Source organism: Nonomuraea sp. NPDC059007 (assembly GCF_042740555.1).
GTDB lineage: Bacteria > Actinomycetota > Actinomycetes > Streptosporangiales > Streptosporangiaceae > Nonomuraea.
This window is the reverse complement of the sequence record NZ_JBHYJD010000010.1, coordinates 93,293-108,604: the sequence shown is the minus strand read 5'-3', so window position 1 is coordinate 108,604 and position 15,312 is coordinate 93,293. Positions and strand designations below refer to the sequence as shown.

The window sequence follows — 15,312 nt, the reverse complement described above, 5'->3', positions numbered from 1 at the left end:
GGCTCACCATTCGGCGAACGAGCCGTCCTCGTGGCGGAAGACCGGGTTGCGCCAGGCGTGCCCGCGCTCGGCGGCCCGCCGTACCGTCCGCTCGTCCACCTCCACGCCCAGCCCCGGCGCGGACGGAAGCCCGACGTGGCCGGCGGAGAAGGCGAACACCGACGGGTCGGCCAGGTAGTCGAGCAGGTCGGCGCCGGTGTTGTAGCCGATGCCCAGCGACTGCTCCTGGATGAGGAAGTTGGGCGTCGCGAAGTCCACCTGGAGGCAGGCCGCCAGCGCGATCGGGCCGAGCGGGCAGTGCGGCGCGAGCGTGACGTCGTGGGTCTCGGCCATCGCCGCGATCCTGCGCACCTCGGAGATGCCGCCCGCGTGCGACAGGTCCGGCTGGGCGACCGCGATGCCGGTGGTCAGGACGTCGCGGAAGTCCCAGCGGGAGTAGAGGCGCTCGCCGGTGGCGATCGGCACCGACGTGCTCTCCACCACCCGGCGCAGGTCGCGGGAGAACTCCGGCAGCACCGGCTCCTCGGCGAACATCGGCAGGTACTCCTCCAGCAGCGGCAGCACCCGGCGGGCCGCGGCGGCGCTGAAGCGGCCGTGCAGGTCCACGCCGACGTCCACGCCGTCGCCGACCGCCTCGCGGACCGCGGCGAAGCGGGCGACGATCGCCCGCACCTGCGCCGCCGACGGTACGGCGGGCAGCGGCCCTTCCCACGCGGCGAACTTGACCGCCGTGAACCCGGCCGCCGCCTTCGCCCGCGCGTCATCGGCCAGCCTTTCGGGGGTGTCGCCGTGCGCCCAGGTGTAGACCCGGACCCGGTCCCTGACGGGGCCGCCGAGCAGTTCGTACACCGGCACGCCCAGGGCCTTGCCCTTGATGTCCCAGAGCGCCTGGTCGATGCCCGAGACCGCGCTCGACAGCACCGGGCCGCCCCGGTAGAAGCCGCCCTTGGTCATCACCTGCCAGTGGTCCTCGACCCGGCGTGGGTCGGCGCCGGACAGAACGTCCATGAGCGTGCGCACGCAGGCGGCGACCGTCTCGGCGCGGCCCTCCACGATCGGCTCGCCCCAGCCGCTCACGCCCTCGTCGGTGTCGACGCGCAGGAACAGCCAGCGCGGCCTCACGAAGAAGAGCTCGAACCCGCTGATCTTCACAGGGTGATCTCCAAGCTGGAATAGAAGGGATCGCCCGCGACGATCTGGCCTCTGCGCACGGTCTCGCCGGTCTGCGCGGCGCGGTACATGGCGGAGATCAGCTCCAGGGAGTTGCGGCCGTCGTCTCCGCTGGCCCGCGGTCTGCGGCCGGCGCGCAGGTCGGCGATCAGGCCACGCAGCTGGCCCAGGTGGGAGCTGGACTCGTCCCTCGGGGGCGGCCAGGGGATCTGGCCGGTGCCGGGGGCCGGGGTGCAGGTCCAGTCGTCGTTGGCGTAGCCGTACAGGTGGGACAGCTCGAAGGTGGCGGCGGCCAGGTCGATGCGCAGGTGGCTGACCTGGCGCGGCGCCAGGGCGGTGTTGACGACGGTGGCCAGCGCGCCCGACTCGAAGCGCACCAGCGCGGTGGTCACGTCGTCGGTCTCGATGTCACGGGCCAGGCGGCCGGCCATGGCGCGCACCTCGCGCCAGTCGCCGAGCAGTTCCAGCAGCAGGTCGATCTGGTGGATGCCGAGCCCCATCGCCGGGCCGCCGCCCTCGGTCGCCCACCTGCCGCGCCACGGCACGGCGTAGTAGGCGGGGTCGCGGTACCAGGTGGTCTGGCAGTGCGCCACATACGGCGCGCCGAGCGCGCCGGACTCGATCAGACGCCTGAGGTGCTGCGCGCCGGAGCCGAAGCGCTGCTGGAAGACGATCGAGGCGTACGGCCCGCCGTCCCGCTCGGCGGCGGCGATGGCGTCGTACTCCTCCAGCGACAGGCACGGCGGCTTCTCGCACCACACCCACGCCCCGGCGCGCAGCGCGGCGACGGCCTGCTCGCGGTGGAGGGAGGGCGGGCTGGCGATGTCCACGAGATCGGGCTTGACCTCGGCGAGCGTGGCGTCCAGGTCGCCGCTCGCGTGCGGGATCTCCCATCGGCTCGCGAAGGACCTGGCCAGGTCCTCGGTGGCGTCGACGACGGCGACGACCTCGATGTCCTCCGGCAGTTTACGAAATGTCGGCATATGGACGGCGTTCGCGATCTGGCCGCCGCCGACGACGGCGACGCGGATGGGGGGCGGCACCGAGGAGACCTCCTGATTGGAAAGCGCTTACCACGAGCGTAGGGTGAGGCTCCCGCCCCGGCAAGGGGCAGGAGCGGACCGGGTGTCAAGCGGGCCGGCTCTCAAGCGGGCCGGGCGTCAGGCGGGCCGGGTGTCAGGCGGGCCGGGTGTCAGGCGGACCGGGCGTCAGGCGGACTGAGTGGAGACGACGCGGAGGTAGGCGGAGGCGGCGTCGCGGGTGCGGATCTCGATGGGCAGCACGATGTGCTCGATCTCGCGGCCCGAATCCGGCTGGTCGATCCGCTCGGCGAGCAGCCGCATCGCCCGCTCGCCCATGTCCCGCGAGGGCAGCTGCGCCGCCGCGACCGTCAGCGGCAGCAGGTCGAACGGCCCCGCGTCGTCCATCCCGGCCAGCTCCACCTTCTCCGGGACCTGCACACCCATCCGGGTCAGGTCGGTGGCGGCGTGGGCCAGCACGTAGCCGTTCGCGCACAGCAGCACCGTCGGCGGCTCGGCCCGTTCCAGCAGCCCGGCAAGCATGGCCCGCCGCCGCTCGTCCGGCAGCCGCAGGTAGGTGGTCAGCGCGGTGAGCTCGGGGGAGATCGGGATGCCGTGCTCGCGCAGCGCGCGTACGTGGCCGGACAGCCGCTCCTGGACGCTGGTGCAGTCGGTGGCGTCCCACAGCGCCATGATCCGGCGGTGGCCCTGGCCGATGAGATAACGCGTCAGCTGGTATCCGGCGGCGAAGTTGTCGAACAGCACCGCGTCCGTGGGCACCTCGGGCAGGTAGCGGTCCACCATCACCAGCGGCACCTTGCGCCGGCGCAGCTCGTCGAGCGCCGGGGACTCCGCGTGCCCGTCCACCGGGTAGAGCGCGACCCCGCTGGCCTGGGTGTCGAGCGCCTGCCGTAGCGCGCGTTCCTGCGCGGCCGCCGAGCCCTTGGTGTCGGACAGGAACATCCGGTAGCCCAGCTCGGCGCAGACCGACCCGATGCCGTCGATGATGTCGGTGTTGTGCGGCCCGTGCCCGTGCATGATGTAGGCGATCGAGCGCTCCCTGGCCTGGGGAGGCTCGGCGGGCCGCTCCGCCACGAACGTGCCGCGGCCCCGGTGGCGCACCAGGTAGCCCTCGGTGACCAGCTCGTTGAGCGCGCGCACGGCGGTCGTGGTCGAGACCCCGAAGCGCTCGCACACCTCCCGCTGGCTGATGAACGGCTCGTCGGCGATGTACTCCCCGCGGGAGATCGCGGCGACCAGATCCCGCTTCACCTGCTGGTACAGCGGCTCCTGGGTGTCGCCAGCGTCGCTCATCCCGCCCCCTTCGTCGGCCTTTGTCATCGTTGACACGTTAACACGCTAAGGCTACTGTCGGCCCCCATTCGGCGAAAGGAGCCCACGTGGACCTGGACCAGTTCCTCAAACTCCAGGACGAACGCTACGATCCCGCCGCGCGCATGCCCTGGCGGCTGTCGCGCAGCAACGGATACCACACCAGGATCCCCGCGGGAACCCGAGTTCACGAGACCCGTGAGTCCACCGACTACGCCCTCGCGCTGCTGCGGGCCGGTCGCGTGGACCGCGCGCGCGAGGTGCTCGCCGCGGTCACCGCCCTCCAGGTGACCGACCCCCTGGACGAGCACTACGGCATCTGGGGCTATTTCCTGGAGGAGCCGCCGCACGCCATGGGCCCGGCCGACTGGAACTGGGCGGACTTCATCGGGGTACGGCTGGCCCAGGTGCTGGCCGTACACGGGGACGTGCTGGACGGCGGGGTGGCGGCGGCGCTGCGCCACGCGGCCATGTCGATCTTCCGCAGGAACGTCGGCCCGCGCTACACCAACATCGCCCTGCTCGGCTCGGTGACCGCGGCCGCCGCCGGCGAACTGCTCCCCGAACCCTTCCTGCTGGAGTACGGCAGGGCCAAGCTGACCGCCCTGCTCGCGCTGGACGCCTTCGCCGAGTACAACTCGCCCGCCTACAGCCCGTTCCTCCTGGAGATCGCCGAACGGGCCCGGCTGGTCGTGACGGACCGGGAGTTCCTCGACGGCGTGGAACGGCTGCGGGAGCGGGTGTGGGGCGCGGTGGCCGAGCGGTTCCATCCCGGGACCGGGCAGCTCGCGGGGCCGCACGCGCGGGCTTACGACGACTGGCTGCGGCCCGAGTTGACGCGTTATCTGGCGGAGCAGACCGGGGTGCCGATCGGGCAGCGGGCCGGGGTGCCGGAGGGTGACCCGACGCCCCGGCTGATGCCGGGGCTGGCGTGCCCGCCGTACCTGGTGGAGCGGTTTCGCGCGTTGCCCGCGGACCCCGTGCGGGTGCGGACGGTCTTCGACGGCGAGACCGCGGGGACCACCTGGCTGACCGAGGACGCATGCCTGGGCAGCGTGAACGAGGAGTTCGCGTGGGTGCAGCGGCGGCCCCTGCTCGGGTACTGGCGTACGCCCGACGACCCGGCCGTGGTCCTGCGCGCCCGCATGATCCACAACGGGCACGACCTGTCGGCGGCGTGGTGCCGCCAGGCGCAGGACGGGCCGCGCGTGCTGGCCGGATGGTGGCTCAGCTACGACTCCGGCGACTTCCACCCCAACCTCGACCTGCCGCCCGGATCCGTCTTCCCGGTGGGGGACCTGCGGCTGCGGGTCACGTTGCGCGGGAACGGGGTGTCGGGGCGCGACCTGGGGGAGGGGCGTTTCGAGCTGGCCGCCGGCGGGCGGCGGGCCGTGGTGCACACCGCCGCCGCGTCCTTCCTGGGTGTCACGGCGGGGTGGCGGCTGGCTCGGGAGGGGGACGAGGTGGCGGCCGAGGTCGTGCTGTACAGCGGGGACGTGCGGCCCGTGGACTTCCACGACGCGATCCTGCGCGCGGGCTTCGCCGTGGAACTGCTCACCGGCGACGACCGACCGACCACCTCCCCCCTGACCTACCACCTCCCACCAGCCCCCGCCCCCGGCCCCTCCACCGCCCCGGCCGCCCCCGCCGCTCCCGCCCCCGGCCCCTCCACCGCCCCGGCCGCCCCCGCTGCTCCCGGCCCCGGTTCCTCCACCGCCCCGGCCGACTCTGCCGCTTCGGGCCCCGGTTCCTCCACCGCCCCGGCCGGCTCCGCCGCTCCCTGGCCCACCTCACCGAGCGGTCGTCGGGAGGACGACGCCGCCGAGCTCCGCGACACGGAGAGCCGAGGGGCAGAGGGCGGCGGTGGTGCGGAGGTGGTCTGGAGCTGGGGCGATCTCAGCGTCTCCACGCCCGCGCACCCGACGCCCTTCCCCCGCTGACCCGCCAACCCGCTGGCCCGCGGCCCGCTGACCCGCCCACTCAAGAAACCGTCCTGCCCCAAGACGAGCCGCTGAAAGGCGATGCCGTGCCCCCCTCTCCCGGCCAGGTCATGCCCGAGACACAACCCCCCTGGCAGCCCCGCGACGGCCTGCGCGTCACCGGGGTGCGCGCGATCGTCACCGCCCCCGAGGGCATCCCGCTGGTGGTGGTCCGCGTGGACACCTCCGACGCCGGCCTGTACGGCCTGGGCTGCGCCACCTTCACCCAGCGCTTCCACGCCGTCGCCGCCACCGTCGACGAGCACGTGGGTCCCCTGCTGATCGGCCGCCATCCGGCCGACATCGAGGACATCGTCCGGATGATCCACCTGTCGAGCTACTGGCGCGGCGGCCCGGTCCTGAACAACGCGCTGTCCGGGGTGGACATGGCGCTGTGGGACATCGCCGGCAAACGCGCGGGCATGCCCGTACACGAGCTGCTCGGCGGGCGGGTCAGGGCGGCGGCGCCGCTCTACCTGCACGCCGAGGGCGCCACCGTCGAGGCCACACTGGAGCACGCGCAGCGGCTCATGGCGGACGGCTACCGCCACGTACGCCTGCAGACCGGCCAGCCGGGCCACGGCACCTACGGCGCGCCCGGCGCCCCCGGCGGCTACCCGGCGGCCCCGCATCCCGACGGCTGGGACGTGCGCCACTACCTGCGCACCACGCCCGCGCTGTTCGAGCGGGCCAGGCAGGTGCTGGGGGAGGAGGTCGAGCTGCTGCACGACGTGCACAGCCGCCTGACCCCGAAGGACGCGGTCATCCTGGCCCGCAGCCTGGCCGACCACCGGCTGTTCTTCCTGGAGGACGTGGTCGCGCCCGAGCACTACGACCGCCTGCCCGAGGTCAGGGCCGCCTCACCGGTGCCGATCGCCGCCGGCGAGCTGCTGGTGTCGGTGCCCGAGGCGGCCAGGCTCGTCCTGAACGGCGGCGTGGACCTGCTGCGCTGCCACGTCTCCGCGATCGGCGGCCTGACCCCCGCGCGCAAGCTCACGGCCCTGTGCGAGCTGACCGGGGTGCGCACCGCCTGGCACTCGCCGGGCGACGTCTCGCCGGTCGGCGTCGCGGCCAACCTCGCGCTCGACGTCAGTACGCCCGCCTTCGGCATCCAGGAGGCGCACGTCTACCCGGAGGCGGTGTGCGAGGTGTTCCCCGGCACGCTCAATCCCGTCGGCGGCCACCTCCATCCCTCCTCAGCGCCCGGCTGGGGCGTGGAACTCGACGAACGGCTGGCCGCGCGGTTCCCGCCGGTCACGCACCTGCACGAGCGGTGGGCGGCGCGGGTGCGCCGCCCCGACGGCGGCCTGGAGCCACCCTAGTTAACGCGTTAAATCACGATATTTCGGCCAAGTTACCATCTCGTGCTTTACACGTTAACGCGTCAAATATAACGTTCGACTCACCTCGCCCCCCGGCACGAACTGGAGTCCCGATGAACACACACATCGCACGAGGAGCTGCGGGACTGCTCCTGCTCGCCACCGCCGCCTGCGGCGGAGGCCAGGACGGCGCCGACAGCGGCAAGATCGAGATCACCGTCTCCGGCATGCCGCCGAGTACGCAGGCAGAGAGCCAGAAGAACTTCCTGGCCGACGTGGCCGCGTTCGAGAAGGCCAACCCGACGATCAAGCTCAAGCCGACCGAGACCCAGTACGACGTCAAGACCTTCGCCGCGCGCCTGGCGGCCGGCCAGCTGGAGACGGTCTTCCGCATCCCGCTCACCGACCCGCCCGCCATGATCAAGCGCGGCCAGGTCGCCGACCTCACCGCCGACCTGAAGGTCCTGGCCAACAAGGACTTCGATCCCCGCCTGCTGGCCCCGAGCAGCTCCGGCGGCAAGGTGTACGGCCTGCCCACCGAGGCGTACGCCGCCGGCCTGGTCTACAACCGCGACCTGTTCACCAAGGCCGGCCTGGACCCCGACAAGCCCCCGGCCACGTGGGACGAGGTCCGCGCCGCCGCCAAGCAGATCAGCGACAAGGCCGGAGTGCCGGGCTTCGGCATGCACGCCACCGCCAACACCGGCGGCTGGATGCTCACCACGATGACCTACTCCTACGGCGGCCGAATGGAGAAGGAGCAGGGTGGCAAGTACGCACCCGCCTTCGACGACGTCCCCACCAGAAGCGCGCTCGATCTGCTCAAGGCGATGCGCTGGCAGGACGGGTCGATGGGCACCCAGCACCTGCGCAACCAGGACGACCTGCTGCGCGACTTCGCCTCCGGCAAGGTCGCGATGATGATGGGCGCGCCCAACCTCTACTCCAGCTACGTCGCGAAGTTCGCCGGCAAGCCGGAGAGCTACGGCCAGACCACGCTCCCCTCGGGCTCCGGCAACGGCACCCTGCTCGGCGGCACGGTCGCCGTGGTCAGCCCGAAGGCCACCCCCGAGCAGCGGCAGGCGGCCGTGAAGTGGATCGACTACTTCTACCTGCGCCCCAAGTACGACCCCGCGCTCGCCACCCGGCGCGCCGAGAAGCGGAAGGCCGACGGCCTGGTCGCGGGCCTGCCCACGCTGCCGTTCTACTCCGACGCGGTCTCCGGGCCGGTGGTGGCCGCCGAGAAGGCCGCCTCCAACGTGAACTGGGACCACTTCGCCACCTACAACGAGGGCGTGAAGAAGCAGGAGTTCATCTCCGAGCCGCCGGTCGCCGGGCAGGAGCTCTACGCCGCCCTGGACACGGTGGTGCAGGCCGTACTCACGAGAAAGGACGCCGACCCGGCGGGTGAGCTGGCCAAGGCGGTCGGGAAGGTGACGCCGATCCTGGACAGGTCGCAGCGGTGACGGCGGTCCTGCAGCGGAAGGAGCGGGCGGCGGCGCCCGCGCCGGGCCGCGCCCGGCGGCGGCGCGGCCCGTATGGCCTGGCCTCGGTGTTGTTCCTGGCACCGCTGGTGTTGGTCTTCGCCGTCTTCTCCTGGTGGCCGATCATCCAGAGCGGGCTGCTGGCCTTCCAGCGCACCAACCTGGTGGCGGCGGCCGAGTGGGTGGCGTGGGAGAACTTCGCCAACCTGTTCGCCGATCCGCTGCTGGGCACCGCCGTGGTCAACACGGCCTGGTTCACGGTGCTCGCGCTGCTGTTCGGCTTCCCGGTGCCGGTCTTCCTGGCGGTGGTGATGTCGCAGCTGCGGCGGGGTTCCGCGGTGTTCCGGGTGCTGGTGTACCTGCCGGTGGCGGTGCCGCCGGTCGTGGCGATCATGATGTGGAAGTTCTTCTACAACGCCGACTACGGGCTGCTCAACAACCTGCTCGGGCTGGCCGGGCTGGGGCCGTACCCCTGGCTGCAGGACACCGCGTGGGCGATGCCCTCCCTGGTGCTCGAAGCCACCTGGGCGGGCGCCGGCGGGACCGTGCTGATCTACCTGGCGGCGCTGACCGCCGTGCCCAAGGAGCTCTACGAGGCGGCCGAGAGCGACGGCGCCTCGATCTGGCGGCGCGTGTGGCACATCACGCTGCCGCAACTGCGCGGCGTGCTGCTGCTCATGCTGCTGTTGCAGGTCATCGGCACCTTCCAGGTCTTCACCGAGCCGTTCGTCATGACCGACGGCGGGCCGGAGGACTCCACGGTGACGGTCCTGCTGCTCATCTACCGCTACGCCTTCGTCTACGGCGACTACGGCATGGCGGCGGCGCTGTCGGTGCTGCTGGCCGTGGTGCTCGGCGCCCTGTCGGCGGTGTACCTGCGCGCGACCAGAACGTGGAGCAGCTCATGATCTCCAACTTCGACCGGCAGCGCCGGATCGTGCGGGTCGTCCTCGGCTCGACCCAGTTCGCCGTCTTCCTCGGCGTGCTCGTGCTCGGCCTCGGCCCGATCCTCTGGACGATCAAGGGCGCCATCTCGCCCACCCAGGAACTCCTCACCGACCCGCTGCGCCTGTTCCCCGCCAGCCCCGACTGGTCGCTGCTCGGCGAGGCGTGGAGCAGGCTGCGCATCGGTCACTTCATGCTCAACACGGTCATCCTGGCCGGCGGCTCGTGGCTGGCGCAGATCATCGTCTCCGTCATGGGCGCCTACGCCCTGTCGGTGCTGCGCCCCCGCTACGGCCCCTACGTCTACGGCGCGATCCTGGCCACGCTGTTCCTGCCGGGCAGCGTCTCGCTGGTCGCGCTCTACCTGACCGTCCTGGACCTGGGCATCGCCAACACCACCTGGGCGGTATGGCTGCCGCACGCCTCGCACGCGTTCACGGTCCTGCTCATGAAACGTTTCTTCGACGGCATCCCGCGCGAGCTGTTCGGCGCGGCGCAGGTCGACGGCGCGGGACCGTGGCGGATGTTCTGGTACATCGTGCTGCCCATGTCCAAGCCGGTCCTCGCGGTGACCTCGCTGCTCACGCTGATGAGCGCGTGGAAGGACTTCCTCTGGCCCATGGTCGCGATCTCCGACGGCGAGGCGCAGCCGATCTCGGTGGCGCTGCCCAGGCTGGCGGAGTTCGCCGAGGAGAACATGGTCATCGCCGGCATGTTCATGGCACTTCTGCCGCCGGTGCTGGTGTTCATCGTCTTTCAGAAGTACATCGTGCGCGGTGTCGGATTCACGGGGGTGAAGGGTTGACCCGAGTGCTGGTCACCGGGGCGGCGGGACTCATCGGGCGCGCGGTCCTCGACCGCTGCGCCGAGGAGGGCGCGGACGTCACCGCCCTGGTGCTCGACGACCCGGGCGACCTGAAGGCCGACCGCGTCGTGGCCGGCGACGCGGGCGACCCTTCAGCGGTACGGCAGGCCGTCCGCGACGCCGACGCGGTGGTCCACCTGGCCGCCATCCCCTCGCCCAACCATCACCCGGCGCCGGAGGTGTTCGGCAACAACACCCGCGCCACCTTCACCGTGCTCGACGAGGCGGGCAGGGCGGGCGTGCGCCGGGCGGTGATCGCCAGCAGCCTGTGCGCGCTCGGCCTGCCGTTCTCCCCCACCCCGGTCAGCCCCGTCTACGTGCCCGTGGACGAGGCGCACCCGCTGCTGATCGCCGACCCCTACGGACTGTCGAAGGAGGCCGACGAGGCCACGGCCAGGATGGCGGCGCGCCTGCACGGCATGTCCGTGGTGGCCCTGCGCTTCCCGTTCGTCGGCGGCGCGGACGAGCGCCTGCCGGAGCGGGCCGCGGAACTGGCCGCCGACCCGTCCGACGGCGCCAGGGAGCTGTGGGCCTACCTCGACCTGCGCGACGCGGCCACCGCCTGCTGGCTGTCGATCACCAGGCCGCTGAGCGGGGCGCACGTGCTGTTCGTGGCCGCCCCCGACACGCTGGCGTCCCAGCCCACCGAGGAACTGCTCGCCCGCCACCACCCCGGCTCCCCGCCGCGCGCGGGGCTGCCGGGCCGGGCCGTACCGATCGATCTGAGTGAGGCCCGGCGCGTCCTCGGCTTCGAGGCCGCGCACCCGTTCCGGCTCTGACGTCACCTAGGAGCGGCATGAACCATTTGTCCCGCACCGGCCACGACCTCGTCATGACCGGGGCGCACCTGACCTATCCGCACGCCAACGGCTTCCACGCGGGCGGCGAGCGGCTGCTGGTGAGCAGGTACGGCCCGCGTACCGGCGAACAGGGCATCAGCAGCGTCGCCTGGCGCGGCGGCGAACCGGACGAGCGCCCGCTGTGCGCGTTCACGGCGGCGGATCTGGTCTGGCCCGACGTGGCGCTGGAGGCCGAGGTGGCGGCCTGGGTGCGCGACGGCGCCCTGTACGTCCTCGACCTCGGTGGCGGCGAACCCGAGCCGGTCCACCGAGGCCGAGGACTGCAGGGCCTGTGCTCGATCACCGCCGACGGCCGCCGCGTGGTGGTGATGGAGCACGACGGCGGGGCGGTGGACTGCCTGGAGGTCTCGCTCGCCACCGGCGCGGTCACCCGGCTCTTTCGCGAGGAGTGGTTCGCCAACCACCCGCACCACAGCCCGCACGACGAGGAGTGGCTGGCCTACTCCCACGAGGGCCCGGCCGACGAGATCGGCGACCGGGTGTGGGCGCACCACAGGGGCGAGCGCCGCCGCGTCTTCGACCAGCGCGGGATGGCCGCGGGCCACGAGCGCTGGATGTTCCACGACCTCGGCGCCCTCGTCTGCGTCTACGGCGTGAGCGAGCGCGGCCCGCGCGGGCTCTACGCCGTCCACCCCGACGGCCGGCCCGCGCGGCTGGTCAGCGAGGGGGAGCGGATCTGGCACTGCGACATCGGCCGCGACGGCCGCCACGCCGTCGTGGACACCACCGGGCCCCACGACGAGCCCGGCCGCGGCTGGGACAACGCCCGCCAGATCTCCGACGTGCTGCTGATCGACGTCGCGACCGGGGAGCGGACGTTCCTCGCCAGGACCGGCGCCGACACCCACCCCCGGCACCCGCACCCGATCTTCACCCCCGACGGCTCCGCCGTCCTGTACAACCACGGCGACCCCGCCACCGGGCAGGTCGCGGTGGCCGTCCGCACGATCTGACCGTGCCGCCCGCCACGACGACCAGGAAGGGGCGGGCGGCGGCACACGAGAAAGGACCTCGTATGAAGAGCACTTTACGCCGGGCCGCGCTGGCCGCGCTGGCGGCGGCACTGACGGGCGGGCTGCTGTCCGCCCCGCCCGCCCACGCCGACCCCGGCACCCCGCCCGCCCACGCCGACCTCAGCACCTCGGCCGGCCCCGGCGCGCCGTCCGCCGACCCCGGCGCCTCGGCCGACCTCAGCACCTCGGCCGGCCCCGGTGCCTCGGCCGCGCCCGCCGCCAGCGCCACGCTCGGGGCGAACCCGGTCTACACCGGGGTCGTGCGGGCCTGGCCGGGTGACGCCGACAAGAACCCGGCCGCCGCCGTCAGCGAGCGCGGCGGCGTGTCGTGCTGGCAGACCTCGGGCACGCCGTACAACCGCTATGTCTACGTGGACGTGGCCGACGCCGCGATCCCGGCGGGGGCGAGCAGGGCGTATGTCGTCGTGCGGTACTTCGACGCCGGGCCGACCGGCATGGACATCCACTACGACGGCACGGCCGGGGCCTTCACCGGCTCTGCCAACCTGCAGCTGACCGGCTCGGGCACCTGGAAGACACACCAGTACGAGCTCGGCGGCGTCAACTTCAAGAACCGCGCCAACGGCGCCGACTTCCGGCTCAACGTCAAGGCCGACGCCGCGTCGATGCCGGGCGTGTGCGTGTCGGAGGTCGACGTCTACTTCACCGACCCCGCGCAGCTCAGCGTGACCAGCAAGTCGCTGGTGTTCACCCAGGGCCGGAACGCGATCACCTTCTCCGCCGCCGCCGGCCAGATCGACTGGACCGTCGGCGACCCGAACGGGGTGCCGCTGCGCTCCGGCACGCTGCCGGTCACGAACGGCACCGCAAGTCTCGATATTTCGGCATTCGGCCCCGGCTACTACACGCTGACCGCCAAAACCCCGCTCACCACCCGCTCCACCAGCTTCGGCGTCATCACCCCACTGGCCGCGAAGGACCCCTACTTCTCCGTCGCGATGCACTACGGCTGGCAGAAGGGCTACGAGGAGGCCCTGCTGGAGACCATGGGCCGCGTCGGCTGGAGCGAGGTCCGTTCCGACGCCAACTGGAGCGGCATCGAGAAGCAGCCCGGCGTCTACACGCACGAGGGCTACCCCCTGCACGCGGGCCTGAACGAGGCCGCCAAGCACGGCATCACGACCATGCCGATCCTCGGCTACCGCAACCCTCTCTACGACGGCGGCAAGACGCCCAGCACCCCCGCGGGCCTGGCCGCCTTCGCCCGCTTCGGCGCCGCCGTGGCCGCCGAGTACGCCGGGCGGACCCGCGACATCTCCATCTACAACGAGTACAACTCCACCGGCTTCAACGACGGCGCCTGCGGCATCACCCCGCAGTGCTACCTGAACATGGTCAAGGCCGTGGACCAGGCCGTGCCGGCCACCACCAACCTGGTCGGTCCCACCTCGGCCGGTACGCAGCTCGCCTGGCACGAGGAGTTCATCAACCTGGGCGGCCTGAACCACCTCGACACCTTCAGCGTGAACTTCTACGGCTACGCCAGCCTCGGCCCCGGCACCCCGCCGGAGAAGACGGTCCTGGTCACCGAGTTCCCGCAGCTCGTCCAGAAGGTGAAGGCCAAGAAGAACATGCCGGTCTGGATCAGCGAGAACGGCTGGCCCACCCACACCTCCGGTTCGACGGAGGCGCAGCAGGCCGACTACCTGATCAGGGCGCAGACCCTGGCCAAGGCCGCCGGCGCGAGCAAGTACTTCTGGTACGACGTGCTCGACGACGGCGACAACCCCGGCGAGCGCGAGCACCGCTTCGGCCTGTTCCGCCGTCCGGGCTCCGGCGTCGGCGCGCCCGCGCCCAAACCGGCGGCGATCTCCAACGCCGTGCTCATCCGCCAGCTCGCCGGCCGTACGCTCGGCGCCCGCCAGAACCTCGGCGACCCCGAGATCTACTCCTATCCGATCAGCGGCGGCAGGCGCCTGCTGTGGGCCACGCAGCCCCGCTCGGTCACGCTGGCCGCGCTCACCCCGGTGACGCTGACCGACCAGTTCGGCAAGGTCAGCACCCTCACCCCGCAGGCCGGCAAGGTACGCCTGGACCTGGACGGCAGCCCCGTCTTCGTCTCCGGCGTCCTGGCCGCCAAGGCCGATGCCTCGCCGCTGTCGGCCGGCGCCCCCGAGAAGTCGGTCACCGGCGAGAAGCTCAAGGTGACCGTCACCGCCGACCGCACCGGCGGCGCGCACCTGCCCGGCCGGTTGACCGTCGCGGCCGGCGACGTCACGGCCGACCTGGTCACCCGAAGGGGCCGGAAGACCTCGGTCACGCTGGAACTGCCCGCGACCGGCACCACCGGCATCCGCGCCGTCACCGCGAGCGCCTCCGGCGCCCGCGGCGCCATCGCCAGGCTGCGCACCTCCACGCAGGTGCTCAAGCCGTACTCGATCAAGGCGCGGCCGGTCATCGACGCCAAGAAGGTCAAGGTCACGCTCACCAACAACAGCCCCACGACGCCGCTCAAGCTCGGCTCCGTCGGCTGGCGGGTCGGCTCCTGGCACGGGACGATCGCCGATCCGCCGCAGGTCGCGCCGTCCGCCACGGCATCGGTCGAGGCGGCGCTGCCGCAGGTCGCGCCGTTCGTCGCCTACGGCTACGCGGTCAACGCCGGCGAGGCGGCCGAGAGCGGCTCGATGAGCTTCACCCCGGTGGAGAAGGCGGGCGCGACCACGCTGGACCCGATCGACCTCGACACCCTGGGCCGCTGGGTGGGCCTGCGGGGCGGGACCAGGACCGGGCCCGCCGACCTCTCGGGGAACGTCCGCTTCACGCACACCCCCGAGGCGCTGGTCCTGGACGCGGTGATCAAGGACGACACGCACAACGCCGCCCGCGACGCCGCGCTCGCCTGGCAGGTCGACTCGATCCAGTTCGACCTCTACTCCGCCTTCCCCGGCGAACTCGGCGGCACCCGGGTCGAGGTCGGGGCGGCCCTGCTGTCCGGCGGGCCCGTCGCCTACACCTGGGGCCCGCCTCCGGGGCAGCCGGCCGGGCCGACGCCCGGCGCCGACGTCCGGGTGACGCGGGACGAGGCGGCCAAGACCACCACGTACCGGCTGGCCGTACCGTGGAAGTCGCTGGGGCACGACGCGCCGCCGGCCGGGCTGGTCGGGCTGTCGTTCCTGGTCAACGATGCCGACGCGGGCACGAACGGCGACGCCCGCGACGGCTACCTGGAGTGGGGCGGCGGGGTGGGCTCCGCGCCCAAGAACCCGGCGCTGTTCCGCTCCGCCCAGCTCGTGGGGCTGGAATGAGCGCCCTGTCGCGGCGCACGTACCTGGCCGCCCGCGCGGGCGTGCCCGCCTATACCG

11 protein-coding genes are annotated in these 15,312 nt (G+C 72.5%); 8 read left to right on the top strand and 3 right to left on the bottom strand.

Translation table 11 applies throughout. The features are described 5' to 3' along the window. Nucleotides 1-3: 3 nt before the first annotated feature. The 3 genes from dgoD to ACFWY5_RS18695 all read right to left on the bottom strand — a co-directional run bounded on the left by dgoD (nt 4) and on the right by ACFWY5_RS18695 (nt 3,503). On the bottom strand, nt 4-1,152 hold the full coding sequence (gene dgoD / locus ACFWY5_RS18705; RefSeq protein WP_379633234.1) for a galactonate dehydratase: 1,149 nt from the start codon (nt 1,150-1,152) through the stop codon (nt 4-6). Beyond that, nucleotides 1,149-2,213 carry a Gfo/Idh/MocA family protein gene (locus tag ACFWY5_RS18700; RefSeq protein WP_379621628.1) on the bottom strand — a complete coding sequence of 355 codons (1,065 nt, stop codon included), beginning with the start codon at nt 2,211-2,213 and terminating at the stop codon, nt 1,149-1,151. Before ACFWY5_RS18700 ends, dgoD begins: the two co-directional genes overlap by 4 nt. A gap of 165 nt (nt 2,214-2,378) precedes the next feature. Beyond that, nucleotides 2,379-3,503, bottom strand: a complete 1,125-nt coding sequence (locus ACFWY5_RS18695; RefSeq protein WP_379633232.1) for a GntR family transcriptional regulator — start codon at nt 3,501-3,503, stop codon at nt 2,379-2,381. Nucleotides 3,504-3,589: 86 nt separating this feature from the next. Between ACFWY5_RS18695 and ACFWY5_RS18690 the strand changes: the two genes are divergently transcribed. The 8 genes from ACFWY5_RS18690 to ACFWY5_RS18655 all read left to right on the top strand — a co-directional run bounded on the left by ACFWY5_RS18690 (nt 3,590) and on the right by ACFWY5_RS18655 (nt 15,255). Beyond that, nucleotides 3,590-5,461 (top strand): hypothetical protein, encoded by a 1,872-nt coding sequence (locus tag ACFWY5_RS18690; RefSeq protein WP_379633230.1) that lies wholly within the window; start codon nt 3,590-3,592, stop codon nt 5,459-5,461. Between the two features lie 86 nt (nt 5,462-5,547). Beyond that, nucleotides 5,548-6,822, top strand: coding sequence for an enolase C-terminal domain-like protein (locus tag ACFWY5_RS18685; RefSeq protein ID WP_379633228.1), 1,275 nt, complete (start codon nt 5,548-5,550; stop codon nt 6,820-6,822). 113 nt (nt 6,823-6,935) lie between these two features. Continuing rightward, nucleotides 6,936-8,288 (top strand): extracellular solute-binding protein, encoded by a 1,353-nt coding sequence (locus ACFWY5_RS18680; RefSeq protein ID WP_379633226.1) that lies wholly within the window; start codon nt 6,936-6,938, stop codon nt 8,286-8,288. Then, entirely contained in the window at nt 8,285-9,214 is a 930-nt protein-coding gene (locus ACFWY5_RS18675) for a carbohydrate ABC transporter permease (protein ID WP_379621618.1), read from the top strand. Before ACFWY5_RS18680 ends, ACFWY5_RS18675 begins: the two co-directional genes overlap by 4 nt. Next, a complete protein-coding gene (locus tag ACFWY5_RS18670; RefSeq protein WP_379633224.1) occupies nt 9,211-10,056 on the top strand; it encodes a carbohydrate ABC transporter permease in 846 nt (281 codons plus the stop codon). The genes ACFWY5_RS18675 and ACFWY5_RS18670 overlap by 4 nt, the downstream gene beginning before the upstream one ends. A 5-nt stretch (nt 10,057-10,061) precedes the next feature. Then, on the top strand, nt 10,062-10,895 hold the full coding sequence (locus tag ACFWY5_RS18665; protein WP_379633464.1) for an NAD-dependent epimerase/dehydratase family protein: 834 nt from the start codon (nt 10,062-10,064) through the stop codon (nt 10,893-10,895). Between the two features lie 17 nt (nt 10,896-10,912). Next, nucleotides 10,913-11,929, top strand: coding sequence for an oligogalacturonate lyase family protein (locus tag ACFWY5_RS18660; protein ID WP_379633223.1), 1,017 nt, complete (start codon nt 10,913-10,915; stop codon nt 11,927-11,929). A gap of 62 nt (nt 11,930-11,991) precedes the next feature. Then, nucleotides 11,992-15,255, top strand: a complete 3,264-nt coding sequence (locus tag ACFWY5_RS18655; RefSeq protein WP_379633221.1) for a hypothetical protein — start codon at nt 11,992-11,994, stop codon at nt 15,253-15,255. The last annotated feature ends 57 nt before the right edge of the window (nt 15,256-15,312 follow it).